Here is a 24,111-nt window from a genome sequence, read left to right on the forward strand (position 1 = left end):
CGCCACCCGTTTTTATCACGATTGCTGGGCAGAAACCATCGAAGGAAACTGGACGACCTTGAACCGACTTGTAAGCCGCGCCAGCTCAAACTAAAATATATCAATGATTTACGACATATCCGACATCCAGCTCGAAAAGCTCCTCATCGCCGCCGCCCGCGCGGGCGAAGCGCTGGCGCGGCTGGACGAGCGGATAAGCAGATCGCCGATGAAACAGGGCTTCATCGAAAGGCAGGATTTCACCGACGCCATCTCCTCCATGTGGGTGGACGGCGAACTCGTGCACATGGAAGACCTCGTGTTGCATGACGCCCATATGGATGTGCGTGCGCCAAGCCATGAAATGACGGCGGCACACCGAATCCTCCGCTCGCGGCGGCTGATCTTTGCCAATGCGGCCGGCTGGGCTTTCACTGCACCGGGTCTTTCCCGGCTGCGCGGCAGGGCGTCACCCGCCGCCGAAGAGATGCTGCCCGCACGGCAGACCGTCGATCAGCCTGCGGGTGAGGAGGCACATGAGGCTGAGACATCGCTGGACGGCGCTTTTTCCGAACTCGACGCCCTTCTGGCGCGAAGCGCGGCCACGCTCGATGCGATCACCACGGGAAACGCGCTTCCGTCGATGCACAGGGAGGAAAGCCATGCGCTCATCAACGAGCCTGACTGGGACGAAGACGAACGGCTGAAAGAATGGTGGGACGTGCAGTCGCGGACGGAGGAACTGCCGGCAATTCTGCGCACCGCCATCCTGCTTGATTCCTGGAACATGATAGAGGTGCTCCAGCGCAGCCCCTGGCTTGGGCGGCTTCTGGCCTCGGCTTTTCTGCGCGATGGCGCCGTCACGCCCGATCACCTGCCGGCCCTGAGCGCCGGTCTTCGTGCCATCCCAAGGGAGCGGCGGCACGCCAGGAACCAGACACAGCGCATCCTCGCACTTCTCGAGAGTTTTTATGAGGCGGCGCTGGCCAGCATGAAGGAACACGACCGGCTGAGCCATGCGCGGGAGCGGATGATGCGCAAGTTGGCCGGCCGCCGTTCCTCTTCGCGATTGCCCGAACTCGTCGAGCTGGTCGTCTCCCGCCCCGTGGTCTCGGCAGCCATGATCGTGAAGGAACTCGGCACCACGCCACAGGGCGCAATCGGCCTCGCCAACCAGCTGGAATTGCGGGAGGTTACCGGTCGTGGCCGTTTCCGCGCCTGGGGCATGCTGTAGCGGCCCCTTGCAGACGATCCGGAAGGTAAAAAGGACCGTTTCGCAGCCGCTTTCGCATGGAAACGTGCCTCGTCAATTCGGCGATCACGAATCTTAACAAAATTTAACTATTGCGTAGGTCAACGAAGCGGCTATGTTCCTCGCTGCGTTGCAACACCGATTTCTTCTCCGGCAACGCGGTCGCATTCGGCCCGGCAACTTTTCTCTGCCGCCCGCATTTAAGTGTCCATCATCAGGGAGATGCAATAATGACAATTTCAGTTTCACAACCCGATTCCGATCACGAAACCGATGCTCCTTTCGCCAAAAAGGTCCTGGCAGCGCGTAATCTTGCCGGCTATACGATCGAGCAGCTTGCCGTGACCTGTGGCCTCACCACGAGCGAAATACGTGCCCTGGAAGACGGCACGGACAGCGATCCCCTGCGCATCCGGCGTGTTGCCGCCGCGCTGCATATTCCGGTCGAAACCGTTATCTGATCTTTCCTATCGATCACGAAAAATCTCAGCGCCGCCGGGAAGATGCTCCCGGGAACATCGAGGCGGCGCACGCAGCCCGGAGGCTGCCGGTTCTTTCGGAACATTTTCCGCATCCGCTCCCTTAACATTTTCGTTATCCGGCACCACATGCAATTCGCGAGCGGGGACGTTCAGCGACATTCGACATGTATCCCGCCCGCCGAGAGCAGCAACAACCTCCGGAATCCTGCCATGACATTTACGCTCGACACCGAAGAACGGGTTTCTTCAGCATTGGCTGAATTGTGGCCGGCGGAGAAAACCGAGACTCTCGACTGGCTGGTCACCGGCACCAAGGACGAACGCTTCATCGACGAAATCTTCGTGGAGCTTTGCAACCGCTTGCGGGCAAGCGGAATTTCGGTGGCGCGCGGCGTTCTGGCTTTCCGTATCCGCCATCCGCAATGGCTGGGCGCGCGGATTTTATGGAAAGCCGGCATGTCCGAAGCCGAGATCGTCACTTATGGCTACGGCTCGGAAAACACCCCCGAATATCTTAACAGCCCGATCAGGGACATTCACCAGGGCGCCAGCGAAATCCGTCATCGCCTGAACGTCGACGCCATCAACGAAACAGGTTACACGATCTATGAGGAGCTGCGGTCGGAAGGGCTGACGGATTATTGCGCCTGGCCTATCGAGCACACGTTCGGCAAACGCCACGTCGCATCGTTTTCCAGCGATCGCCCCGGCGGCTTTTCCGACGAAGAGATCGTCGCGCTGAAAAACCTCCTGCCCGCGCTCGCGCTGGTGAGCGAGATACGCCTGAAGAACAGGATGACACGCACCCTTCTGGAAACCTATGTGGGACCACATGCGGGCGAAAAAATCCTGAACGGCGCCACGACACGCGGCAGCGGCATGACGGTGGGAGCAGCAATCCTGATCTGCGACCTGCGCAATTTCACCCATATTTCCGATCTATGGCCGCGTGACGATGTGATCGAGCTTCTGAACGGTTATTTCGACGCCATGTGTGATCCGATCGAGGAATTTGGCGGGGAAATCCTGAAATTCATGGGCGACGGGTTGCTGGCGATCTTCCCGCTCAGCAACCCGGATGCTTGCGGAAACCTCCTGAAGGCCATTGCCAGGGCGCAACGGAGCCTGATCGCACTCAACGAGATCAACCGGCAAAAAGGCCATGACCCCTTGGGTTATGGCATCGGCGTTCACGTCGGCGATGTCATGTACGGCAATATCGGCTCGAAAACCCGGCTCGATTTCACCGTCATCGGACCCGCCGTCAACATCGCATCGCGGCTTGAGACGCTGACCAAGGAAACAGGGCGCAACGTTCTCTTCTCCGAAGAATTCGTGCGCATGGCTGGCAACGGGACCGGGTTCGAAAGTCTGGGCCCTTGGCTGTTGCGCGGCCTCGAAACCCCGGTCGAAGTTTACGCTCTTCCGCAAAATCCCGCATCGGCGCCCGTTGCCGCCTGATGGGCTGCGCCTGCTGCCCAGCTTGTAACGGCGCATTTTAAGCCGAACGGCATCTCCCCGACACCCTCCGGAGCCGTGATTTCGGCTGCCCTGTGCGACGTCAAATCGCTTGACACGCCATGCCTGTCGATCTAGCAAAATGGAACATATATTCTATATCGAAACATTGTTTGCATTCATATTCTGCCTGTCCGGGAGTGACGGGCGGACGTGTGAAGGAACCGGAGGAAAAATGGTTACGAAATTGACCCTGCTTGGCGCCGGACGGATCGGCAAGGTCCATGCAAAGGCGATCACCACCGACAGCCGCGCGCAGCTGGTGGCTGTCGTGGACGCCATGGCCGGCGCTGCGGAAGCAATCGCGCGGGAGGCCGACTGCAAGGTCAGCACGATCGAGGAGGTTCTGGCCGACGAAACGATCGACGCGGTCATCATCTGCACGCCGACCAACACCCATGCGGATCTGATCGAGCGTTTCGCCCGCGCCGGCAAGGCGATCTTCTGCGAAAAGCCCGTTGATCTCGATGTTGCCCGCGCGGAAGCCTGCGCCAAGGTGGTGGAAGAGACCGGTGCGAAGGTCATGCTCGGTTTCAACCGGCGTTTCGACCCGCATTTTCAGGCTGTTCACAAGGCGATCGACGACGGCCGCATCGGCAAGGTCGAAATGGTGACAATCACCAGTCGCGATCCCGGCCCGCCCCCGGCCGAATATATCAAGGTTTCCGGCGGCATTTTCCGCGACATGACCATTCATGATTTCGACATGGCCCGTTTCCTGCTCGGTGAGGAAGTGGAAAGCGTGTTCGCCACCGGTTCCGTTCTGGTCAATCCGGAGATCGGCACACTCGGTGATTTCGACAGCGCCAGCATCATTCTGACGACGAAAAGCGGCAGGCAGGCGATTATTTCAAACTCTCGCCGCGCGACCTATGGTTACGACCAGCGCATCGAGGTACACGGTTCGCTCGGTTCGGCAGCGGCCGAAAACCAGCGCCCGGTTTCCATCGAAATCGCCAATGCGGATGGTTACACCCGGCCACCGCTGCATGATTTCTTCATGACGCGTTACACGGCAGCCTATGCTGCGGAAATCACTGCTTTCATTGACAGCATTGAAAATAACACCGCGCCCTCTCCTTCCATCAAGGACGGTTTGATCGCGCTGAAGCTCGCCGATGCGGCGCTGAAATCCGCAACGTCGAAAACGGTCGTGACGATCGCCTGAGGTAGCGGCCGTAGCGCCGCCCGTCTTGCCGAACTCTCTGTCCGCCGCGCAATTGTCGACGGCGGACAGCCGTGCCTTTCCCAAGGCCTCGCCAGCGAGCATATCGGGCACATCGTCCAGATCCCACATTGATCCGCGGCGCTCAAATCCACAACAGGCTGCTTCCGGGCTTGCATGGCTGCTATTCGGAAAATAAGGTTGTCTGACAAGGTGCGGCCATAACATATGGCCATATCCATCTCATTCACGCCGAATCCTTTTTTTGCCGGCAAACTCCGGACAGCGGTTTTTCCATGCCATCAGCCAAGACCGGTTTTCTTTATGCGCTTGTCGCCTTCACGATCTTTGCGGCGCAGGATGGCATATCGAAACATCTGGGCAGCGCCTATCCACCGGTCTTCGTCGCCATGTTGCGCTACTGGGCCTTTGCCGTTTTCGTTCTGCTGATGGCGGCAAAGTCTTCAGGCGGCATTCGCGGTGCCGCCATCGCCAATCGCCCCTGGCTGCAGATCAGCCGTGGTGTCCTCCTTGCCGTACAGATCGTCTTTTCGATTTTCTCCTTCGCAATCGTCGGCCTTGCCCACAGCCATTCCATCATCGCTTCCGCCCCGCTCATCGTCGCGGCGCTTTCCGTGCCGCTGCTGGGAGAAAAAGTGGGCTGGCGGCGTTGGTGCGCTATTTTTGTCGGTTTCATCGGCGTTCTCGTTATTCTCAAACCCGATGGCGAAGGTTTCGACAAGAGCCTGCTGATCACCTTCGTCGCCGCATTCATGCTGGCGCTTTATGGTGTGCTGACGCGGCTCGGCAGCCGGAGCGATACGGCCATGACAAGCTTCTTTTATACCGGCGTGGCGGGCGCGGCCGCCCTGACGCTGGTTGGCCCGTTTTATTGGGTCAGTCTGGCGCCCCATGACTGGGGATGGATGCTGGCCCTGTGCATTACCGGCATGAGCGGCCATTACTGCCTGATTAAAGCCTTCGAACTGTCGGATGCGGCTTCCGTGCAGCCTTTTTCCTATTACCAGCTCGTGCTCGTCTCCATCATCGGCGTCACCATCTATGGCGAGGTCGTGACTTCCAATATGGTGATCGGCGCGGCCATCGTCATAGCAGCAGGTCTTTTCACCATCTGGCGGGAACACATGACCGCAAGGAAGGGTCGCCGGCAAGGCTGATATGCTTGCCGGCCGGAGCCGGCCTAGACGAGAGCCGCCTCGCAGCGCAGCAGCATCCCGAAAAGATCCCGCGGCTCATCCGGGTCCGCCAGCAGGTCCAACTCCGTATAGAGCCCGGTGGACGGCAGTTTTGAGCGTACATAACGCAGCGCCGAAAAATCCTCAGTCGCGAAACCCACGCTGTCGAACAGTGTGATCTGCCTGTCGTTTGCCCGGCCTTGCTGTTCACCCGTTATGACCCGCCACAGCTCGGTAACGGGGTAGTCCGGCGGCAATTGCTGAATTTCGCCCTCAATACGCGTCTGCGGCGGATATTCGACAAAAATGTCGGATCGCAACAGAATATCCCGGTGCAATTCCGTCTTGCCGGGACAATCCCCGCCAACAGCGTTGATGTGGATGCCGGGGCCGACCATGTTGTCAGTCAGGATCGTCGCATATTGCTTGTCGGCAGTGACCGTCGTGACGATATCCGCGCCTTCCACCGCTTCTTCCGCACTGTCGCAGATCTTGATGGCAAGACCCCGCCCGGCGAGATTGCGGGTGCATTTCTCGCTGGCGGAGCGGTCGATGTCAAACAGCCGCAACGTATCGATGCCGAGAATGGCCTTGAACGCCCGCGCCTGGAATTCGCTCTGTGCGCCATTGCCGATAATGGCCATGGAACGGGCGTTTTGGCGGGCGAGATATTTCGCCGCAACGGCGGAGGTGGCGGCAGTGCGCAGCGCGGTCAGGATCGTCATTTCGGTCAGAAGCAGCGGATAACCATTGCCGACATCGGAAAGCACGCCGAAGGCCGTCACGGTCTGGCGGCCCTCCTTCATGTTCTTCGGGTGGCCGTTGACATATTTGAAGCCGTAAAGCGTGCCGTCGCTGGTCGGCATCAGCTCGATGACACCCTCCCTCGAATGGGAGGCGATGCGCGGGGTCTTGTCGAAGCTTTGCCAGCGACGGAAATCCTCCTCCACCACATCGGCGAGCTCACGCAGGAACGTGTCGATGCCCACCTTGAGCACCAGCTTCATCATGTGATCGACGCTGACGAAAGGCACGATATTGAGGTTTGGTATCACGGTCATCACATCACCCCTTTCAGCCGGCCCGCGTCGGTCGGTCCATGACCCGCTTGCCCATCAGGCTGGTGGCAAGATCCACCATCAGCGTCGCGGTCCTGCCGCGCTCATCGAGAAACGGATTGAGTTCCACGAGATCGAGGCTGCAGACCAGCCCGCTGTCATGCAGCATCTCCATGACAAGATGGGCTTCGCGGAATGTCGCGCCGCCCGGCACCGTGGTGCCGACAGCCGGCGCGATGGACGGCTCCAGAAAATCGACATCGAGGCTGACATGCAAAAGCCCGTTTGCCGCCTGAACCCGCGCCAGGAATTCACGCAGCAGCACGGCAACGCCATGCTCGTCAATCGAACGCATGTCGTGAACGGTGATGCCGCTTTTTTCCAGAGCGGCCCTCTCGGCAGGGTCGACGCTGCGGATGCCGATCATGCCGATATTCTCTTCCGGAACAGCATGGGAAAGCGGCGGGAAATAACCGGAAAAACCGTCACGCCCGCTGAAATAGGCGACCGGCGTGCCATGCAGATTGCCGCTGCGTGTGGTTTCAAGGGTATGATAATCTGTATGAGCATCGAGCCAGAGGACGAAGAATGGCCGACCCGTCTCAGCCACGCGGCGCGCCATGCCGGCAACCGTCCCCGCCGAAATCGCATGGTCGCCGCCGAGGAAGATCGGCACGGCGTCCACGCTTTCGCGATAGGCCGCTTCCGTCAGCGCCTCTGTCCAGGCCACTGTTTCGGAAAGATGGTGTACGGCAGGATTCGGATGGCAAAATTCCCGAAGCGGCGCGGGCATCACATTGCCCGTATCCACCACCCGATGCCCCAGCTCTTCGAGGGCATGGGCAAGCCCCGCGACGCGATAGGCGCTCGGCCCCATTTCGCATCCCAATTGCCCGGCCCCGATCTGCAACGGCGCACCAACAAGCCTGATATCCATTCCCGTCCTCATTTTTCCTACCGATAACTTCACTAGACCACGGAGACATGGCAGAACGAACATCAAAGATTGGCAATATTATCGAAATAAGCTACCGTTTTGGTAAAATCATTTTATCGAAATGGCAGGTATGGACAAACTTGACGAACGCCTCATCACCCTTCTGCGGCATAATGGCCGTCGCAGCATCTCCGACCTGGCCGTGGAGACTGAAACCTCGCGCGCGACGGTTCGCTCGCGCGTCGAAAGAATGGAAAATGACGGTACGATCATCGGTTATACCGTTATCCTGCGCGCCGACGCCGTTGAAGCCGCAATCCGCGGCATCATGATGATCGAGATCGAAGGCCATGTGACGGACCGCGTCATCCGCACGCTCGGCGGTTTTCCGGAAATCTCCGAAATCCACACCACCAACGGCCGCTGGGATCTGATCGTGGAACTGAATGCCGCGACACTTAGCGATTTCGACGCCGTGCTCCGCCGCATCCGCCTCGTGCCCGGGATTACCGGCAGCGAGACCAGCCTGCTGCTCTCCACCCCGCGTTCCACCCGCGCAAGGCTCTGACACAGAGACAAAAGGCAAAAGCAGGATAAAACGCATTTTTCGATTTTTTCGACTTGCGCCCCGGAATAAATCATCTATATGACGACCCACCAAAGCGAACGCGACAACGCGTTTCAGGCTTTTGGGGAATAGTTCAATGGTAGAACAGCGGACTCTGACTCCGTCGATCTTGGTTCGAATCCAGGTTCCCCAGCCAACACCTTAACTCCCTTTACATCCTCGATTTTTGTCTCGTAGCGGATATCATTCCGACGCTACTCACCAGCGGCCGATATCGCGGCGGCGAGCGCCCTGATGGCTGAGGCATGGGCCGGTGTGCGCGCGCGGGAAAGAAGCACGATGTCAGAGATTGGCAACGGTGGCAGGCCCAGCTCGGGGCCGCGATCCGGCAAGCCTCGCGCGCTGATCTCGCCGAGGGCTGCGATGCCTGCGCCGGCAAGCACTCCTTCCAGAAGCGCAGAACAGCTTCCAGCGGTGAATGCATCGCGCCAGGCGACGCCAGCCTTTCCGAGCTCGGCTATCGCAATATCCCGGACACCACACCCCGCCCCAAGAGAGACAAGCGGAACGGCGCTGTTGGTGCGCGGTCGCCAGTCCGGGGCCACACGCCATCCCAGCCTGTCGGTGCGTAGCACTTCGCCATCGGACCCGCCGCCATTGCGACGGATGATTGCGGCATCGGCCAGTCCGGAAGCGAAGTTTTCCTTCACCTGCCGGGAAAAACCCAAGGTCACATCAATCACAGCATTAGCCGGCAGCGACGCGCGCATTGCTCTTATCGCCGCCGAAAGGCGGGTCCCGATCGCGTGATCGCTGGCCGCCAGTGCAAAGTGCAGCGGTGGCTCGTCACTGAAGTTCAGCGCATCCTCATGTTTGGCCAGCAGCTCGCGGGCCTTCGGCAGAAACACCTGCCCATCCTCCGTCAGCCGAAGGTGGCGTGGCGAGCGGTCGATCAACCGTCTGCCGAGACGCTGCTCCAGCATCTTCAGCTTCTGGCTGACGACGGGCTGCACGGTTCCCGCAGCCTCGGCCGCCCTAGTCAGGCTGCCCAGTTCAACGGCGAGAATGAAGAGGCGGACGCTTTCAAGGTCAATCATATAAAATCGCTATGAATAGAATAGTATTCATTATCTTCTCATTATGATGAAATTTACGCAAGGTGGTCTTCGGCAACAAGGAGAAACACCATGCCCATGATCAAAACCCGCTACACCAAACCTCAAGACGCTGACGATCCGAAGCTGGAAATCGCCGCTCTCCTGTCCCGGTTGACTGCGGACATCCTGCACAAAGACCCGGCGGTTACCGCCGTTCTCGTCGAAAGTGCCGATCCCGCCGACTGGATCATCGCCGGATCGAGCGTCGCCGAACAGAAGGTCGGCACATTTTATGTCGAGGTTTCGATTACCGATCACACAAACATCAAGGACGAGACGACCGAATGGGTACGCCGTGTTTATGAAGAGATGAACAGGCTGCTTGGCCCCGTGCACGAAGCAAGCTATGTGCTGGTTCACGCCGTGGATGGCGACACCTATGGTTATGGCGGGCAAACGCAGAACCTGCGGTGGGCGCGTGAGCGCATGATGGGGGCGGGTTAATAAGAAAAGCCCGCGGAGCTGTGGAACGAGATGGTACTCTATGAACTGGCCGCCGTGGGCGCTGCAACCTGCTGGGCGATAACGGGGCTGCTCGCCGCCCGCCCGGCGGGGCATCTTGGCGCGCTTGCCTTCAACAGGACAAGGCAGCTTTTTGTCGCCTCGGTGCTCGGTCTTTACGTCATCGCATCAGGAACCTGGCGGGACCTGCAACCGGATGCGCTGTGGGCGCTGTTGCTTTCCGGCTTCATCGGCATCTTCGTTGGCGACACGCTGCTTTTCACCTGCCTCAACCGGCTCGGGCCACGCCGCTCGGGAATCCTGTTTGCGCTCAATGCTCCCATCGCCGCCGTGCTTGGCTGGGCTGTTCTTGGGGAACAGCTTTCCGTGACAGCCATAGGCGGTATAGGCCTCACCATTGCGGGCGTTCTGCTGGCCATCCTTTTCGGCAAGCGCAAGTCGCAGCTGCACGCATGGGAAAGCGTGAAGGGACCGCTCTGGCTTGGCGTCCTCGTCGGCCTTCTCGCAGCTCTCAGCCAAGCCGTTGGCTCGCTGATCGCGAGGCCCGTGATGGCAGCAGGTGTCGATCCCATCGCCGCATCCATGCTGCGGGTGGGCGCCGCCGCAATCTGCCTTACGATCTTGACAATGCTCCCCATCAAGGCCGTAAAACCCAAGGGGCCATTGACGGGCAGCATTTTCCTCCAGACGGCGCTGACCGGCACGATCGCGCTCGGCTTCGGCATGACGCTGCTGCTGTTTGCGCTTTCTGGCGGAAAGGTCGGCATTGTCTCCACACTTTCGGCCACCACGCCGGTCATCATCCTGCCATTGCTCTGGCTCAGAACCGGGGAGCGGCCCGCATCTGGTGCGTGGGTGGGAGCCGCTCTTGTCGTTATCGGCATGGCGCTGGTGTTCTGGCGCTGAAGGCCGCCGCGGGGTTAGATGCGATAAACAACCGCTCCGCCCGTCATGCCCGCGCCGGCTGCCGTCAGAAGCAGATTTTCGCCGCTCGCGAAAGGTCGTCCGCTGTTGGTCATGGACAGCGAAAGCGGGATGGTGGCGGCGGACGAATTGCCGAAGCTTTCTATGGTGCGAACCGTCTTTCCCCGCTCGATACCAAGATTGCCACAGACGGCATCAAACATGCGGGCATTGGCTTGATGCGGTACGAAACGGCCGATATCGGCTGCGGTCAGTTCCGCCTCTTCCAGCACGCGCTGTGAGGTCTCGCTCATCAGCGCCACGGCGCGGGAGAAAACCTCCCGGCCATCGCGCATCGTCATCAGGGCATCTTCGGCGGAAATATCAGCGCAAAAGGGCCGGCTGCTGCCGCCTGCCGCAATCTGGATGAGATCGTAACCGCTTCCATCGGCAACGAGATCGGCCGACAACAGCCCGCGTTTCGCCTCAGGGCTAGGGGTGAGCACCACCGCGCCGGCGGCATCGGCAAACAGGACGGCGCTCGCCCTTTCCGCCGGATTGATGCGACGGCTGAGAATATTGGCCGCGACAACAAGGACGGCGCGGCCATGGGTACGGACAAAACCATCCGCGAGGGTGAGCGCATAAAGAAAACCGGAACAGGCGCCAGCAAGATCGATCGCACCGGAGCGCGTCAAACCGAGCCTGTGTGCCAGCAGCGGCGCGGAAGGCGGCAGAAGATGGTCCGGCGTGGAGGTGGCAAGCAGCGTAAGCGCAATGTTATCGGGATCGATCTTGGCATCCGCCAGCGCCATCCGGCCCGCCTTTTCCGCAAGGCCACTCAGCGTGTCGTCCTTCTCTGCCCAATAACGGGAGCGAATGCCGGTGCGCCGCTCGATCCAGCCGGCCTCCAACCCGAGGTTGGCCTCTATTTCGGCATTGCCGACGCAACGGGCAGGAACGGCATGGCCGAAACCAGCCATACGGGAAGAGAGTGTCTGCATTGTCATGACTTTCGCAACGGTCCTGGCATCTCCATTCCTAGCTCCCGGCGGCGCGCGAATTTACCGGTGCAGCCTGAGTAACGATCCCGGCAACCTCACCGATGACGTCAAAGGCGCGTGTCAGGTCGTCAGGCGTCGAACAATAGGGCGGCATCAGGTAAAGTACGTTGCCGAGCGGGCGGATGAGGAAACCGCGCTCGCGGAACAGCTGGCGCATGCGCGGGCCGGCCTCGGAAAGATAGCCACCGACCGGCACCACGAGGTCGAGCGCGGCGATGGTGCCTGCGTGCCGGAGATTGGCGAAACGGCCATCATCTGCAAATCGCCTGATATTATCGCCCAGCGCCTGTTGCACCTGCCCGATACGCTGGAGAACCGGTTCATCCCGCCAGACCTGGAGATTGGCGACGGCAGCGGCACAGGCAATCGGATTGGCCGTATAGGAACTCGAATGGAAAAAGGTTTTGCGACGGTCGGTCGAAAAATGCGCATCGAAAATCTTTGCGCTGCACAGCGTTGCCGCCAGCGGCAGGGAACCGCCTGTGAGCCCCTTGGAGGTGCAGAGAATATCCGGCGAAATTGCCGCCTGCTCGCAGGCAAACAGGGTTCCGGTCCTGCCCCAACCGGTCATCACCTCATCGGCGATGACGAGGCAGCCGTGGCGTTCGGCTATCTGTTTCAGCCCGGCAAGAACATGGGCGCCATAGACTTTCATGCCGCCGGCTCCGAGCACCAGGGGTTCGATCAGCAGGGCGGCAATGCGGCCCGAGCGGCAATAGACCTCGAACATATCCAGTGTGCGCTGCTCGCGACCAGCCTCCGGGAAGGCCAGACGGTCGACGCCGAAAAGCAGCGGCTCATAGGCGGCATTGAACACACCGCGTTCGCCTGTCGACATGGTGCCGATCGTATCGCCATGATAGCCATGCTCCATCACCACGATACGGTCGCGCTTTTCACCGCGATTGTGGAAATAACCGAGCGCCATTTTCAGCGCCACCTCCACCGCCGTCGAGCCGCTGTCGGAATAAAACACATGGCTTAGTCCGGCAGGTGCAAGCTCAATCAACCCCCGGGCTAACGTCTCGGCCGGTTCATGGGAAAACTCGGCGAAAATGACCTGATCCAGGGTTTCGGTCGCGGCACGGATGGCCGCCATGATTGCCGGATGCCGGTGCCCGTGGGTGGTGACCCACCAGGATGAAATGGCGTCGAACAGGCGATTGCCGTCCTCATCCACCAGAAACGCCCCTTGCGCCGAGACCACATGTTTCATCGGCGGTTCCAGCCCATGCTGGGTGAAGGGATGCCAGACCGGGGAACGGCTCATTCCGGTGCCTCCAGAAAGTCAGCGAGATTGAAGTGTTGGGCGAAGGCCTGATGCAGCGCGTCGCTGGTCAGATCCGCCAGGCGTGGCAACCGGCCGAGCGGACGCACCGCGCCTATATTCGAAATGACGCGCTGGTTTTCCTTGTCTTCCTCACCGATGAAAACCACGCCCTGCACCGGAATGGCGCGTTGCCGCAACGCCTCGAGCGACAACAGCGTGTGGTTGATGGTGCCGAGCGCGGTTCTGGCGCACAGAATGAGCGGAATTTGCCAGCGGGCAAAGATATCGACGAAGAGCACGCTCTCCGTCAGCGGCACCAGAAGCCCGCCTGCGCCTTCGATGACAAGCGGTCCATCCAGCCGCGGCGGCTGTAAAAATGCGGGATCGATCGTGGAATTGTCGAGACGAGCCGAAAGATGCGGCGAGGCAGGCGTCTTCAACCGATAGGCTTCCGGCAGGATGCGCGTAGGCGCGACGCCGGCAAGCCTTGCCACCGTCTCGCTGTCGGTTTCTTCCTCAAGCCCTGACTGCACGGGCTTCCAGTAATGAGCCTTGAGGGCATGGGTAAGCGCTGCGGCAAAAACCGTCTTGCCGATGCCGGTATCGGTGCCAGAGATGACAAAACGGAGACTCACGCCGCGTCCTCCCGCAACGAGAGGGCAAGCAACCCGATCATAGCGGCAATCTGGCTTTCCTCCACATTGAGCGTGATGGCGATGCGCAGCCGCGCCGTGCCTTCCGGCACCGTCGGCGGGCGGATCGCCCGCACATCGAAACCGCCTTGCCGCAGCCGCGCGGCAATCTTCAGCGAGCGTGCATTGTCGCCGATCATCACCGGAAGGATCTGTGAACCGCTTGGCGCCACGCCGAGTTGGCGCTGTAACTCCTCGCCGGTAAAACTGACCAGTTCTGCCAGTCGCGACCGCCGCCAGGGCTCGTCCGCGACGACGCGCAGGGCTTCCCGCACCGCCGCCGCCATCAGCGGCGAAGGGGCGGTGGAATAGATGAACCCGCGGGCGCGGTTGACGAGATAATCGGCAAGAACCGCAGGCAGGCTCAAAAGCGCGCCGGAGGCCCCGAGCGCCTTGCCGCAGGTGTGAAGCGCCACCACATTGCCACGGCCTTCCAGTGCCGCAGCAAGTCCACGCCCACCGGGGCCGAAGACGCCGGTGGCATGGGCTTCATCGACAACCAGAAAACCACCATGCCGTTCGGCAAGATCGGCAAGCGCCGCGAGCGGCGCGCAATCGCCATCCATGGAATAAAGGCTTTCGACAGCGATCCATGGTCGCCCCTTACCGCCCGCCTGCCGCCAGCGGATTATTTCCCGCTCGAATGCCTCGACCTCATTATGCGGCACAGCCACCGCCTTGGCCTTTCCCGCCGCAATGCCATCATGCACGCTGGCATGGATCAGGGCATCATGTAGGACAAGATCGTCCCGCATTGGCAGGGTGGAAAAAAGTGCGACATTGGCGGCAAAACCACTGCTGAAATAGATCGCTTTTTCGGCCCCGAAGAACGCCGCCGCTTCCGCTTCCAACGCCTCGTGTTCGGGGTGATTGCCACGCAGCAATCGCGAGCCACCGGCGCCCACCGGCACGCCTCTTGCCATGGCATCAACAATTGCCGCCTTCAGGCGCGGCGCTTCGGCAAGGCCGAGATAATCGTTCGAAGTGAAATCGACACCCTCGCGCGGTGCAAGCGCACGAAGCCGCGATTTGCGGCTGAGGCCGGCAAGCTTAGCCTCATAGGGGGAGAGCGCCGCAAGGTTCACCGGCAGCCTCCTGCTTCCACAGGCGGCAATTCCATCGGCTTCAGGCCAAGCCGCCGGAAGAGCGCCGTATCGTGATCTTCCCCCGGATTATCCGCCGTCAGCAGCGTTTCGCCGATGAAGATGGAATTGGCGCCGGCCAGGAAACAGAGCGCCTGCGTCTCATCGCTCATCTCGGTACGCCCGGCGGAAAGCCTTACATGCGAACGCGGCATCAGGATGCGGGCAAGCGCGATGGTGCGGACGAATTCGATCGGATCGACAGGATCGGCATTGGCCAGTTTCGAGCCGGGGATCGGGATCAGCATGTTGATCGGAACGCTTTCCGGCGGAGCCGGAAGGTTGGCGAGTGTCACCAGCATTGAAATCCGGTCCTCGACCGTCTCCCCCATGCCGAGAATGCCGCCGGCACAGACTTTGATGCCGGCATCGCGGACATTGGCGAGCGTCGCCAGCCGGTCCTCGAAGGTGCGGGTCGTAATGATCTCGGAATAAAACCGCTCTGACGTATCAACGTTATGATTGTAATAGTCCAGCCCGGCATCGGCCAGCCGCTCGGACTGTTCCGGCGTCAGCATGCCGAGCGTCATGCAGGTTTCCATGCCGAGCGCCTTCACGCCTTCGACCATGGCGACAACAGCCTCCATGTCGCGCTCTTTGGGATTACGCCAGGCCGCGCCCATGCAATAACGCGTCGCCCCACCCTCTTTTGCCTTGCGCGCCTCCGCCAGTACCCGCTCGACTTCCATGAGTTTGGAAGCCTTCAGACCGGTCGGGTTTCGGGCGGACTGACTGCAGTAACTGCAATCTTCGGGGCAGCCGCCCGTTTTGATCGAAAGAAGCCGGCTCATCTGGATTGCATTGGCATCAAAATGACGCCGGTGCACCTGCTGCGCTCGAAACAAAAGATCGTTGAAGGGTAAATTATAGATAATTTTTGCCTCTTCAACGGCGGAATTCGTTTCAGTATCGCTCAAAGCAGCCGGTTTGTCGTTAGTCCGCAGTGCCATCTGATCCATACGTCACTCACAATCCTTGAATAAATAGATAGAACTTGTTTTTATCTATTTTTTCCCGATGGCGTTTTGCAAGCACTTTTTTCTTGAGAGTTTTTTTCGACGCGAAAGGCAGACAGGATCGATCGGGACAAACAGGCCGCATTTCGAGGGTGGCAATTCCCCACATATTTGCCCACGAAAAGATCGAGCAGGCCCATGGCGCGAAACCGTCCGAATTGCTAAAGCTCGGGAATGATATCACTTCGCACCTCCACCAATGGCGACGCGGCGCGCATCCTCGACATATGGAGCAGGGCCGTTGACGCAACCCATGGCTTTCTACTTCCGCAGGATCGCGTTGCGATCGGCGACGAAGTCAGGGCATTTTTGCCGCAGGCGCCGTTGACGCTTGCCGTCGACGAAACAGACCGCGCCCTGGGTTTCATGTTTCTGCATGAAGGCCATATGGAGGCGCTGTTCATCGATCCGGACCATCACGGCAAAGGCATCGGCAAGGCCCTGGTGGAAAGTGCGCTTGCGCTTCACCCGGCACTGACAACCGACGTTAACGAGCAAAACGGCGAAGCACTGGGCTTTTATCGCCGGCTGGGCTTCAAGCCGACGGGACGCTCCGATCTCGACGGACAGGGGCGGCCCTATCCGCTCATCCATCTTCGATTTCGCCCGACGGAAGAATAGACCGCCGGCGGCGCGGGGGATGACAGTGCCATGCACACCATGATCCATTTCCGAGCCCGCATTTTCTGCGACGGAGCCGCTTTGCGCTGCCTCCTCCCGAATTCATCGCCGAGGCCGATATTACCCGCATCGTCAGCGAAAGGGCCGCATCAGGTTGTGGTCTTTCGCATGAAATCGGATGGGCGATCAGCTTCACGTCAAGGTTTTCATCAATGGTTATGAACCATATCCATTGACAAATCACGGGACAGCGGCTTTTCTAAAGGCCATGCGTGAAACGTTGCGAGCATCGAAATTGCTGGCCCTTATGTTTAGACTGGTGATGATCCTATCACTGGCCGGCTACAGCGTTTCCACCGTGAATGCCGCAATGCATGGTCCCGACGCCGGCGGAATGCAACACGCTCAATCCGCCACGATGGATCACGGCAAGATGATGGATCATGGCGGCTCGGCGATGATGTCTGACACTCATGGTCGCCACGGCGTCCAGGACCTGCAGGGAATGTCCGACGAGGACGGTGGTGTCAAAAAAACCGCGAAGCCACAATGCTGCGGCGATTTCTGTCTCGGCATGGCGGTTCTGATCGATCACGGCACAGTCGGCACGCCCGTCGTCAGCGGCATCCGCTCCTTCCTCGACGACAGCAAGGCGCTGGGGCAGACCCCGCTTCTTCACCGTCCCCCGAATATCTGAACAGGCAAAGCCCGCCTTTGGGCAATGACCGTGCGTGAGCGGCTGTAACGCCGCTACGCCGTTACATCTCCTGTTCGGAAACGACCCATGAACCCAATTTATATTGTGGTTGCGGCGCCCCTGCTTCTGGGCGGCTGCACAGCCACATCGATGATGAATGACGCCGCCTCCTATGACGACGCGGTAAACCCGACGCTTGCCGTCGCCCCCCTCCGCTACCAAAGCCCGGTCTCGGCTTACACGGCCCGCATGCCGGTCGATCCCAAACCCTGGCGTGACCAGAACGATGCGCAGGCTCCAAAAGGAGACGCATCATGACACCACGTGCATTCAAACTCGGCGCAAAACTGGCAGCCGTTCTATCCATGCCGCTTTTTCTCAGTGGCTGTGTCTCGGCCGCACAATATGCGGCGTCGGATGCTGGGTTCATCAATGTTTCGGCAAAGACATCGGAAGCGACCGGAAAACAGGCCATCTGGGTGCAGAACCGGGTCGAAGCGCAGGCAACACAAGCCCGCGTCAAAACGCTGATGGCGGCCAGCAAGGTCCTTGATGCCGAAACCGCCGTACAGGTTGCGCTGCTGAACAACAAGGGCCTGCAGGCGGCCTATGCCGATCTGGGGGAAGCCGCTGCCACCGCCTGGCAATCGACCATGCTGGTCAATCCGCGGGTCGGCATCGGGCTGACGGGGATCGGCACCCCCGGCCTCAGGGCCTATAAGTCAATCGAGGGCGTGGTCGTCACCAATATCCTGGCACTCGCCACCCTCAAGCAGAACGTGGCGATTGCCGATACCAACTTCCGCAAGGCGCAGCTTGCCGCCGCGCTGAAAACGCTGCAACTCGCGGCAGATACGCGCCGGGCATGGATCAACGCCGTTGCCGCCCTCGAAAATGTCGGCCAACTGGCGCAGGCGCAGACCGCGGCGGACGCCGCCTCTGAACTCGCCAAGAAGCTTGGCGAGGCGGGTTCGCTCAATAAGGAAGGCCAGGCCCGCGAACAGGTGTTTTATGCCGAGTTGACAGGCCAGATCGCCAAGGCGCGGCTTGAAGCCCGCCTTGCCAAGGAAGAACTGACGCGGCTGATGGGTCTATGGGGAGCGGATATTGAATACGCCATTCCCAACCGCCTGCCGCAGCTTCCAAAAACACTCGCCAAGCGTGACATGATCGAGGCGGAGGCGCTGCAACGCCGCGTCGATCTGCAGATGGCAAAACTCGATCTTGAGGCGACCGCGCGCTCCTTCAAGCTCACGGAAGCCACCCGCTACGTCACCGATCTCGAGTTGCGCTCCGGTTTCGAGACCGAGCGCGAGCTGGAAGACGGCGAAAAGCACAAACAGACGACCGGCAACGCGGAACTGGAATTCGTCATTCCGATCTTCGATTCCGGCCAGGCGCGCATGCGGGAATCCGAGCTCGCTTATATGCGTGCAGCCAATCTGCTGGCGGAAAAGGCGGTCAATATCCGCTCGGAGGCCCGCTCGGCCTATCAGGCCTATCGCTCGAATTACGATATCGCCCGGCATTACCGCAACAGCGTGGTGCCCCTGCGCACCAAGATCGAGGAAGAGTCGCTGCTGACCTATAACGGCATGCTCACCAACACGTTCGAGCTGCTGGCCGACAGCCGCGAGAAGGTCAATTCAAACCTGCTGGCCATCAATGCCAAACGCGACTTCTGGCTCGCCGAAGCCGGCCTCGCCGATGCCATTTATGGCGGCGGCGCAGGCGCGTCTGGCGGAGAGACCGAGGTTGCCGCCGCTTCCGGCGGCGGTGGTGGCGGACATTGAGAAAGGGAAAGACCATGTTCAATAGAAGACAACTTCTGGGCGTCAGCGCCGCGATGGTCTCCTCGGCGGCCTGGGCGAAAACCTCCAACAGCAGCCTGCCGGAAGCGGCAGTGATGGAAACGGCGGCAACGCAGGCGCCGGTAAAGCCCACCACCGGTCCCGATTATAATCCCGTCGTCACCTTGAATGGCTGGACCCTGCCCTTCCGGATGAACAATGGCGTCAAGGAATTCCACCTTGTCGCCGAGCCGGTGGAACGCGAAATGGCCGAGGGCATGACTGCCCGTCTATGGGGTTACAACGGCCAGTCACCGGGCCCCACCATCGAGGCCGTGGAAGGCGACCGGGTGCGCATTTTTGTTACCAACAAGCTGCCGGAACATACGACGATCCACTGGCACGGCATGATCCTGCCATCGGGCATGGACGGGGTGGGTGGACTGTCGCAGCCGCATATCCCCGTCGGCAAGACCTTCGTCTACGAGTTCGACCTCTTGAAGTCGGGCACCTTCATGTACCACCCACATTCGGACGAGATGGTGCAGATGGCGATGGGCATGATGGGCTTCTTTGTTGTCCATCCGAAGGACCCCACCTTCATGCCGGTGGACCGCGATTTTGTGTTCCTGCTCAACGCCTTCGACATCAATCCCGGCACCTCCGTCCCCAAAATCATGACGATGACGGATTTCAATCTTTGGGCATGGAACAGCCGGGTGTTTCCGGGCATCGATCCGCTGGTGGTTTCCAGGGACGACCGGGTGCGCGTGCGCGTCGGTAACCTGACCATGACCAACCATCCGATCCACATGCACGGTTACGATTTCGAGGTGACCTGCACGGATGGCGGCTGGGTGCGGCCGGAGGCGCGCTGGCCGGAGGTCAGCATCGATATTCCCGTCGGCGCCATGCGGGCTTATGAATTCGACGCCAAATATGTCGGCGACTGGGCGATCCATTGCCACAAGTCACACCATACGATGAACGCCATGGGACATGACGTCCCCACCTTCATCGGCGTCGACAAAAAAAGCGTCACCGAAAAGATCCGCAAGGTCCGGCCTGAATATATGCCGATGGGCACCGCCGGCATGGCCGACATGGGCGCAATGGAAATGGAAATCCCCGAAAATACCGTTCCGATGATGACGGGGTGGGGCCCGCACGGCCCGATCGAAATGGGCGGAATGTTCTCTGTCGTGAAGGTTCGCGAAGGCATTTCCGCGGGCGATTACGCAGACCCCGGCTGGTACGAAAATCCGCCCGGCACGCAGGCCTGGGAATGGACCGGCGAATTGCCGGACAGCCCAAAAAATACCGACCCCAAAACGCAGATCACGCCGCATCCGATGAAACACGGCTGAAGACGACCCACCCTTACAAACCAAGGAACAATGACATGACCAGACTGAAAATTGCACTGCTTCTCACCACTCTTGCCACGCCAGCGCTCGCATCCGGCACCCACGGCGGCGGCCATGAAGCGATGGCGGTGGGCGAACCGGGCGACAAGGCAAAGGTGACCCAGACCATTCAGGTGACGATGAAAGAGACACCCGATGGCAAGATGCTGTTCACACCCGCCAAATTCGAATTCAAGAAGGGCAAGACCGTTCGCTTCGCTGTCAAGAATGCCGGCGAGCTGGACCATGAATTCATCATGGACGAGCAGAAAGCCAATCTGGAGCACAAGGCTGCAATGGCCAAGGCGCCGGAGATGGAACACGACAACCCGAACGCTATCACCCTCGCGCCGGGAGAAAGCGGCGAAATCATCTGGAAATTCACCAATGACGGCATGTTCGAATTCGCCTGCCTGAAACCCGGACATTACGAGGCCGGCATGCGCGGCGATCTCAAAGTGTCCGCCAAGTAACCCACGACCGAAGGAATCTCACCATGAAGACCATCATTAAGATCACCGTCGCAGCCGCACTTCTACTCACCGCTCCATTCAGCGCATTTGCAGAGGAATTCACCAAGGGAACAGTCAAGAAAGTCGATGCTGCCGCCAAGAAGGTCACCATCATCCATGAAGAACTGAAGAACCTCGACATGCCAGCCATGACCATGGTGTTCCGCGTCAAGGACGATGCGATGCTCGAAAAGCTCAAGGAAGGCGCCAATATCGAGTTCATCGCCGAACGCGCCGACGGCAAGCTTGTCGTCGCAAAGGTGAAATAAGGCTGCCATCATCTGCGCAGAAGAAACGGAAGGGGCAGCGGTTTCCGCTGCCCTTTTGATATTAGCGGTCGGATGCCCGACGGGCGTTATTGTTCGGCAAACGGTCTTGTTTCGGCGGAGCGCCGCGCACCATCGCTCTTGCGCGAAAAAGTCGCGTCGATCGCACGCCGATTGTTGATGAACGGCCGATTGACCAGAAGAAATACCGCAAACATCAAAGGCCATGCAATCAGGACATCCGAGAGGAAATGAGCTCCCATCGCCACCCTGTTCAGGGAGAAAATCACGATGAACGGCGTCAATATTGCGGTGCCGATCAGGCGCAATTTCTCTGGCAGGAGAATGATGAAGGCCGGAAGGGCGATTGCGGAAGCGCTTTCACCGGAAGGAAAAGAGCAGTTTCGGGTGCAGCTGCCACCGAGGGAAAGAACCGGTGTATAAACCAGCTCTCCCCCGAACTCTGCGAGATGCCGCGGCCTTGCCCTGCCGAACAGGTTTTTCAGGGCATGCACCGCAGCGCCCGGTCCCAGAGCAAAAAAGACGATAATAAGCAGCAGTCTGTGTGGTGGAAGAAGCCGTGGCAAGCCGCGCGAGAAGGGCATTACGACAAGCATGCACACAAGTCCGGACAGCAAGACCCAGGGAAGCCTGCGGTTCAGATCACGGACGGAAATCAGGAACTCGTCCTCGCCGAGTGTGAAACCTTCCGCCCAGAATTGCCGGCTTACTTCAAGATCGATATCCGGCCTGATCGTAAAGACAATCATCATCGCAAGGGCGACCAGAAGAGCCAGCACAAAGGGACTGCCGGAGGCACGCGCAAATGCCTGACGAACGACATAAATAAAGTTGACACGAAATTTCGACCGTTGGGTCAAACGCCGCTTTTTGGGGTGGGTTTTATGGGTGAGAGACTGGTGCATGGCCAGTTCTCTTCCGCAGAAATGTCAAGGCTCTGCGGAGAAAGACACAAGAGTGTATGGAAAGGAGTGCCGGTGGGATTCATTCAGGCACAGCGGCTCTTGCCCGATGTTCCGCATCCGCTTAGCGTCCCGGCGCTGCCACGGCCGACACCAGTAAATTTGCGGATTGAGTATGGACAAAGGACTAATTCTAATCGTCGAAGACGACCCGGATATTATTCAGATCCTGGACGCCTATCTCGTTCGCGAAGGATACAGAACCGTCAGAGCCAGCGACGGAGAAACGGCGCTGACCCATTTCTCCATGTTGAGACCTGATCTGGTTCTCCTCGACATTCGCCTGCCGAAATTCGACGGCATCGAGGTTTTGAACCGCATTCGGCGGGAACGGGAGACGCCTGTCATCATGGTCACATCTCTCGCCGAGGACATGGACAAGCTGACGGGCCTTCGCCTCGGCGCTGACGACTACATCGTCAAACCTTTCAATCCGCATGAATTGATCGCGCGGGTGAATGCCGTGCTGAAACGCACGCGGCAACCGGGCTCTGGCGGAGTTTTACGTTTCGGGCCCATTGAGGTGGACACCGAAGCCTATGTCGCAGCCGTCTGCAACGACGGTCAGCGGGCCGTTCTGCCGCTCACGCTGAGCGAGTTCAGGATCCTCGCCCATATGGCGCGTCGTCCCACCCACGCCTTTCAGCGTGCCGATATTCTTGACGCCTGCCTGCCGGAAAGCGATGCGCTGGCGCGCACCATCGACACACACATCGCCAATCTGCGCAAAAAACTGACGGACCATGGCGCCTGCGGTTATCTCGTCTCGGTGCGCAGCATCGGTTATCGGCTGGCAGGGGAGCAAAAACCATGAAGCCTTGGCGGCTCCGCCTGCGGACGATGACGGCGATCACGATCACTACAATGCTTATCTTTGCGGTTGCGTTGGTCTATTTCGGCGTTTCCTGGTATGCGGACAATATTCAGGAGCGCATGATCGCCCAGCTATCGCCGGATGCCTCCAAGGCCTTCTCGGATATAGACCGGGGTGTGATGCCGGACCAGCGTCAGCTTGAGGCCCTTGTCAGAGTTTTGCCGGGCCTCGAGGACGAGGCCGATAACGAGCTTATCAAATCCGTGTTCATTTTCGGATTGCTCGGTGTCTTTCTCTGCAGCTTGCTTGGTTACTTCATCTCTCGGCGCATTGCGGCACCTCTCGGCGAACTTGCCGATGCAGCGCGGCGCATGGCGACCGGCAACTTCAGCGGAGGAGCAGAGATCAGGGGGAGCCACATCGCAGAGGTCGCATTTCTCGTCGACAGTTTCGAGAGCTTGATCCGGGAACTTCAGATGATGGAGCACCGGTTGAAGTTCAACACGATGGCGGTAGCCCATGAACTGCGCACCCCGCTCACGATCCTGCAGGGCCGTTTGCACGGCATTGCCGATGATCTCTTTCCCCTCGACAAGGAAGCCATTCGCCACCTCATCGTCCATGTGGAGGGGCTGGCACGTCTCGTGGATGATTTGCGCACGCTTTCTCTGGCCGAAACCAACAGCCTCGTCAAAGATACCGAGCCACTTGATCTTGCCGCCGAATGCGCGGCCGTGGCGGAGGCGGCGCGGCCGCTCATGAACGAAGCAGGCATTGATCTCGAGATGTCGCTGGAGGCAGCATCAGTTTGCGGCGACCGTCAACGCCTTCGGCAGCTGCTGCTTATCCTGATGGACAATGTGCGCCGCTACGCGGCGAGCGGCGGGTTTATGCGTTGTTCGACCGGGCTTCAGGACGGGCGCGCCTTCGTCTCGATCGAGGATAAAGGGCCGGGCTTCCCCGCCGGCGTCGAGGCGCACGGCATCGAACTCTTCTGGCGGATGGAACCGTCACGCGCGCGCAAGACCGGCGGGACAGGTCTCGGCCTGTCCATTGCCCGCGCAATCGCACAGGCGCATGACAGCGATCTGCAGATAAAGGCGCGTCCGGAGGGCGGAACGATCGTGACCGTCATTTTCCGGGAGGCATCCTGAACTCCAC

26 protein-coding genes and 1 tRNA gene are annotated in these 24,111 nt (G+C 59.8%); 18 read left to right on the forward strand and 9 right to left on the reverse strand.

Translation table 11 applies throughout. From position 1 onward, the window contains the following. Window positions 1-103: 103 nt before the first annotated feature. The 5 genes from FHW77_RS21255 (at window position 104) to FHW77_RS21275 (ending at window position 5,574) form a co-directional block, all read left to right on the forward strand. Window positions 104-1,213 (forward strand): RHE_PE00001 family protein, encoded by a 1,110-nt coding sequence (locus FHW77_RS21255; protein WP_044459495.1) that lies wholly within the window; start codon window positions 104-106, stop codon window positions 1,211-1,213. A 248-nt stretch (window positions 1,214-1,461) separates the two neighbouring features. Then, on the forward strand, window positions 1,462-1,692 hold the full coding sequence (locus FHW77_RS21260; protein WP_004437583.1) for a helix-turn-helix domain-containing protein: 231 nt from the start codon (window positions 1,462-1,464) through the stop codon (window positions 1,690-1,692). Between the two features lie 231 nt (window positions 1,693-1,923). Next, window positions 1,924-3,174: an adenylate/guanylate cyclase domain-containing protein gene (locus FHW77_RS21265; RefSeq protein WP_044459496.1), complete on the forward strand. Its 1,251-nt coding sequence runs from the start codon at window positions 1,924-1,926 to the stop codon at window positions 3,172-3,174. 232 nt (window positions 3,175-3,406) lie between these two features. After that, on the forward strand, window positions 3,407-4,399 hold the full coding sequence (iolG, locus tag FHW77_RS21270; protein ID WP_182590684.1) for an inositol 2-dehydrogenase: 993 nt from the start codon (window positions 3,407-3,409) through the stop codon (window positions 4,397-4,399). A gap of 293 nt (window positions 4,400-4,692) precedes the next feature. After that, window positions 4,693-5,574 carry a DMT family transporter gene (locus tag FHW77_RS21275; protein WP_044459498.1) on the forward strand — a complete coding sequence of 294 codons (882 nt, stop codon included), beginning with the start codon at window positions 4,693-4,695 and terminating at the stop codon, window positions 5,572-5,574. 23 nt (window positions 5,575-5,597) lie between these two features. Here FHW77_RS21275 and ocd read toward each other — a convergent pair whose 3' ends face one another. After that, on the reverse strand, window positions 5,598-6,653 hold the full coding sequence (ocd, locus tag FHW77_RS21280; RefSeq protein ID WP_044459499.1) for an ornithine cyclodeaminase: 1,056 nt from the start codon (window positions 6,651-6,653) through the stop codon (window positions 5,598-5,600). Between the two features lie 13 nt (window positions 6,654-6,666). Further along, window positions 6,667-7,587 (reverse strand): arginase, encoded by a 921-nt coding sequence (gene rocF, locus FHW77_RS21285; RefSeq protein WP_044459500.1) that lies wholly within the window; start codon window positions 7,585-7,587, stop codon window positions 6,667-6,669. A gap of 130 nt (window positions 7,588-7,717) precedes the next feature. Between rocF and FHW77_RS21290 the strand changes: the two genes are divergently transcribed. Further along, on the forward strand, window positions 7,718-8,155 hold the full coding sequence (locus FHW77_RS21290) for an Lrp/AsnC family transcriptional regulator (RefSeq protein WP_006698144.1): 438 nt from the start codon (window positions 7,718-7,720) through the stop codon (window positions 8,153-8,155). A 122-nt stretch (window positions 8,156-8,277) separates the two neighbouring features. Further along, window positions 8,278-8,351 (forward strand) — tRNA-Gln (locus tag FHW77_RS21295). A 58-nt stretch (window positions 8,352-8,409) separates the two neighbouring features. On the opposite strand, the gene FHW77_RS21300 is transcribed toward FHW77_RS21295, so the two are convergent. Next, window positions 8,410-9,252, reverse strand: a complete 843-nt coding sequence (locus tag FHW77_RS21300) for a LysR family transcriptional regulator (protein ID WP_044459501.1) — start codon at window positions 9,250-9,252, stop codon at window positions 8,410-8,412. Between the two features lie 90 nt (window positions 9,253-9,342). Between FHW77_RS21300 and FHW77_RS21305 the strand changes: the two genes are divergently transcribed. Further along, complete coding sequence (locus tag FHW77_RS21305) at window positions 9,343-9,756, forward strand: tautomerase family protein (RefSeq protein ID WP_004437564.1); 414 nt, start codon at window positions 9,343-9,345, stop codon at window positions 9,754-9,756. 30 nt (window positions 9,757-9,786) lie between these two features. Continuing rightward, window positions 9,787-10,680 (forward strand): DMT family transporter, encoded by an 894-nt coding sequence (locus FHW77_RS21310; RefSeq protein WP_044459502.1) that lies wholly within the window; start codon window positions 9,787-9,789, stop codon window positions 10,678-10,680. Window positions 10,681-10,694: 14 nt separating this feature from the next. Here FHW77_RS21310 and bioZ read toward each other — a convergent pair whose 3' ends face one another. The 5 genes from bioZ to bioB are packed head-to-tail and all read right to left on the reverse strand — an operon-like array spanning window position 10,695 to window position 15,795. Next, window positions 10,695-11,681, reverse strand: a complete 987-nt coding sequence (gene bioZ, locus FHW77_RS21315) for a 3-oxopimeloyl-[acyl-carrier-protein] synthase BioZ (RefSeq protein ID WP_044459605.1) — start codon at window positions 11,679-11,681, stop codon at window positions 10,695-10,697. A gap of 37 nt (window positions 11,682-11,718) precedes the next feature. After that, window positions 11,719-13,011, reverse strand: a complete 1,293-nt coding sequence (locus FHW77_RS21320) for an adenosylmethionine--8-amino-7-oxononanoate transaminase (protein WP_044459503.1) — start codon at window positions 13,009-13,011, stop codon at window positions 11,719-11,721. Next, entirely contained in the window at window positions 13,008-13,646 is a 639-nt protein-coding gene (gene bioD, locus FHW77_RS21325; RefSeq protein WP_044459504.1) for a dethiobiotin synthase, read from the reverse strand. The genes FHW77_RS21320 and bioD overlap by 4 nt, the downstream gene beginning before the upstream one ends. After that, window positions 13,643-14,788 carry an 8-amino-7-oxononanoate synthase gene (locus tag FHW77_RS21330; RefSeq protein WP_044459505.1) on the reverse strand — a complete coding sequence of 382 codons (1,146 nt, stop codon included), beginning with the start codon at window positions 14,786-14,788 and terminating at the stop codon, window positions 13,643-13,645. Before FHW77_RS21330 ends, bioD begins: the two co-directional genes overlap by 4 nt. Then, complete coding sequence (gene bioB / locus FHW77_RS21335) at window positions 14,785-15,795, reverse strand: biotin synthase BioB (RefSeq protein ID WP_376779255.1); 1,011 nt, start codon at window positions 15,793-15,795, stop codon at window positions 14,785-14,787. The genes FHW77_RS21330 and bioB overlap by 4 nt, the downstream gene beginning before the upstream one ends. A 240-nt stretch (window positions 15,796-16,035) precedes the next feature. Between bioB and FHW77_RS21340 the strand changes: the two genes are divergently transcribed. The 7 genes from FHW77_RS21340 to FHW77_RS21370 all read left to right on the forward strand — a co-directional run bounded on the left by FHW77_RS21340 (window position 16,036) and on the right by FHW77_RS21370 (window position 21,156). Beyond that, window positions 16,036-16,482: an acetyltransferase gene (locus FHW77_RS21340; RefSeq protein ID WP_044459507.1), complete on the forward strand. Its 447-nt coding sequence runs from the start codon at window positions 16,036-16,038 to the stop codon at window positions 16,480-16,482. A 268-nt stretch (window positions 16,483-16,750) separates the two neighbouring features. Further along, entirely contained in the window at window positions 16,751-17,179 is a 429-nt protein-coding gene (locus tag FHW77_RS21345) for a hypothetical protein (RefSeq protein WP_034500252.1), read from the forward strand. A gap of 87 nt (window positions 17,180-17,266) precedes the next feature. Then, window positions 17,267-17,497, forward strand: coding sequence for a hypothetical protein (locus tag FHW77_RS21350; protein WP_035207482.1), 231 nt, complete (start codon window positions 17,267-17,269; stop codon window positions 17,495-17,497). Further along, window positions 17,494-18,972: a TolC family protein gene (locus FHW77_RS21355; RefSeq protein WP_044459508.1), complete on the forward strand. Its 1,479-nt coding sequence runs from the start codon at window positions 17,494-17,496 to the stop codon at window positions 18,970-18,972. Before FHW77_RS21350 ends, FHW77_RS21355 begins: the two co-directional genes overlap by 4 nt. Window positions 18,973-18,986: 14 nt before the next feature. After that, window positions 18,987-20,336, forward strand: coding sequence for a multicopper oxidase family protein (locus FHW77_RS21360; protein ID WP_044459509.1), 1,350 nt, complete (start codon window positions 18,987-18,989; stop codon window positions 20,334-20,336). A 35-nt stretch (window positions 20,337-20,371) separates the two neighbouring features. After that, window positions 20,372-20,848 (forward strand): cupredoxin domain-containing protein, encoded by a 477-nt coding sequence (locus tag FHW77_RS21365; protein WP_004437529.1) that lies wholly within the window; start codon window positions 20,372-20,374, stop codon window positions 20,846-20,848. A 23-nt stretch (window positions 20,849-20,871) separates the two neighbouring features. Then, entirely contained in the window at window positions 20,872-21,156 is a 285-nt protein-coding gene (locus FHW77_RS21370) for a copper-binding protein (RefSeq protein ID WP_044459511.1), read from the forward strand. A gap of 86 nt (window positions 21,157-21,242) precedes the next feature. Here FHW77_RS21370 and FHW77_RS21375 read toward each other — a convergent pair whose 3' ends face one another. Further along, on the reverse strand, window positions 21,243-22,079 hold the full coding sequence (locus tag FHW77_RS21375; RefSeq protein WP_044459512.1) for a phosphatase PAP2 family protein: 837 nt from the start codon (window positions 22,077-22,079) through the stop codon (window positions 21,243-21,245). A 172-nt stretch (window positions 22,080-22,251) separates the two neighbouring features. Between FHW77_RS21375 and FHW77_RS21380 the strand changes: the two genes are divergently transcribed. Then, the gene (locus FHW77_RS21380; protein WP_004437520.1) at window positions 22,252-22,950 is read left to right on the forward strand and encodes a response regulator; all 699 of its coding nucleotides are present in this window, start codon (window positions 22,252-22,254) and stop codon (window positions 22,948-22,950) included. Beyond that, entirely contained in the window at window positions 22,947-24,104 is a 1,158-nt protein-coding gene (locus FHW77_RS21385) for an ATP-binding protein (protein WP_044459513.1), read from the forward strand. Before FHW77_RS21380 ends, FHW77_RS21385 begins: the two co-directional genes overlap by 4 nt. Window positions 24,105-24,111 lie beyond the last annotated feature (7 nt).

The sequence above is a fragment of the Agrobacterium sp. RC10-4-1 genome (genome assembly GCF_014138475.1).
GTDB lineage: Bacteria > Pseudomonadota > Alphaproteobacteria > Rhizobiales > Rhizobiaceae > Agrobacterium > Agrobacterium pusense.

Excerpts from the sequence above, each read along its gene's own strand:
- FHW77_RS21255 (WP_044459495.1), top strand. The coding sequence starts at position 104 with ATGATTTACGACATATCCGACATCCAGCTCGAAAAGCTCCTCATCGCC.
- FHW77_RS21260 (WP_004437583.1), top strand. The coding sequence starts at position 1,462 with ATGACAATTTCAGTTTCACAACCCGATTCCGATCACGAAACCGATGCT.
- FHW77_RS21265 (WP_044459496.1), top strand. The coding sequence starts at position 1,924 with ATGACATTTACGCTCGACACCGAAGAACGGGTTTCTTCAGCATTGGCT.
- iolG (WP_182590684.1), top strand. The coding sequence starts at position 3,407 with ATGGTTACGAAATTGACCCTGCTTGGCGCCGGACGGATCGGCAAGGTC.
- FHW77_RS21275 (WP_044459498.1), top strand. The coding sequence starts at position 4,693 with ATGCCATCAGCCAAGACCGGTTTTCTTTATGCGCTTGTCGCCTTCACG.
- ocd (WP_044459499.1), bottom strand. The coding sequence starts at position 6,653 with ATGACCGTGATACCAAACCTCAATATCGTGCCTTTCGTCAGCGTCGAT.
- rocF (WP_044459500.1), bottom strand. The coding sequence starts at position 7,587 with ATGGATATCAGGCTTGTTGGTGCGCCGTTGCAGATCGGGGCCGGGCAA.
- FHW77_RS21290 (WP_006698144.1), top strand. The coding sequence starts at position 7,718 with ATGGACAAACTTGACGAACGCCTCATCACCCTTCTGCGGCATAATGGC.
- FHW77_RS21300 (WP_044459501.1), bottom strand. The coding sequence starts at position 9,252 with ATGATTGACCTTGAAAGCGTCCGCCTCTTCATTCTCGCCGTTGAACTG.
- FHW77_RS21305 (WP_004437564.1), top strand. The coding sequence starts at position 9,343 with ATGCCCATGATCAAAACCCGCTACACCAAACCTCAAGACGCTGACGAT.
- FHW77_RS21310 (WP_044459502.1), top strand. The coding sequence starts at position 9,787 with ATGGTACTCTATGAACTGGCCGCCGTGGGCGCTGCAACCTGCTGGGCG.
- bioZ (WP_044459605.1), bottom strand. The coding sequence starts at position 11,681 with ATGCAGACACTCTCTTCCCGTATGGCTGGTTTCGGCCATGCCGTTCCT.
- FHW77_RS21320 (WP_044459503.1), bottom strand. The coding sequence starts at position 13,011 with ATGAGCCGTTCCCCGGTCTGGCATCCCTTCACCCAGCATGGGCTGGAA.
- bioB (WP_376779255.1), bottom strand. The coding sequence starts at position 15,795 with ATGGCACTGCGGACTAACGACAAACCGGCTGCTTTGAGCGATACTGAA.
- FHW77_RS21340 (WP_044459507.1), top strand. The coding sequence starts at position 16,036 with ATGATATCACTTCGCACCTCCACCAATGGCGACGCGGCGCGCATCCTC.
- FHW77_RS21345 (WP_034500252.1), top strand. The coding sequence starts at position 16,751 with ATGCGTGAAACGTTGCGAGCATCGAAATTGCTGGCCCTTATGTTTAGA.
- FHW77_RS21350 (WP_035207482.1), top strand. The coding sequence starts at position 17,267 with ATGAACCCAATTTATATTGTGGTTGCGGCGCCCCTGCTTCTGGGCGGC.
- FHW77_RS21355 (WP_044459508.1), top strand. The coding sequence starts at position 17,494 with ATGACACCACGTGCATTCAAACTCGGCGCAAAACTGGCAGCCGTTCTA.
- FHW77_RS21360 (WP_044459509.1), top strand. The coding sequence starts at position 18,987 with ATGTTCAATAGAAGACAACTTCTGGGCGTCAGCGCCGCGATGGTCTCC.
- FHW77_RS21365 (WP_004437529.1), top strand. The coding sequence starts at position 20,372 with ATGACCAGACTGAAAATTGCACTGCTTCTCACCACTCTTGCCACGCCA.
- FHW77_RS21370 (WP_044459511.1), top strand. The coding sequence starts at position 20,872 with ATGAAGACCATCATTAAGATCACCGTCGCAGCCGCACTTCTACTCACC.
- FHW77_RS21375 (WP_044459512.1), bottom strand. The coding sequence starts at position 22,079 with ATGCACCAGTCTCTCACCCATAAAACCCACCCCAAAAAGCGGCGTTTG.
- FHW77_RS21380 (WP_004437520.1), top strand. The coding sequence starts at position 22,252 with ATGGACAAAGGACTAATTCTAATCGTCGAAGACGACCCGGATATTATT.
- FHW77_RS21385 (WP_044459513.1), top strand. The coding sequence starts at position 22,947 with ATGAAGCCTTGGCGGCTCCGCCTGCGGACGATGACGGCGATCACGATC.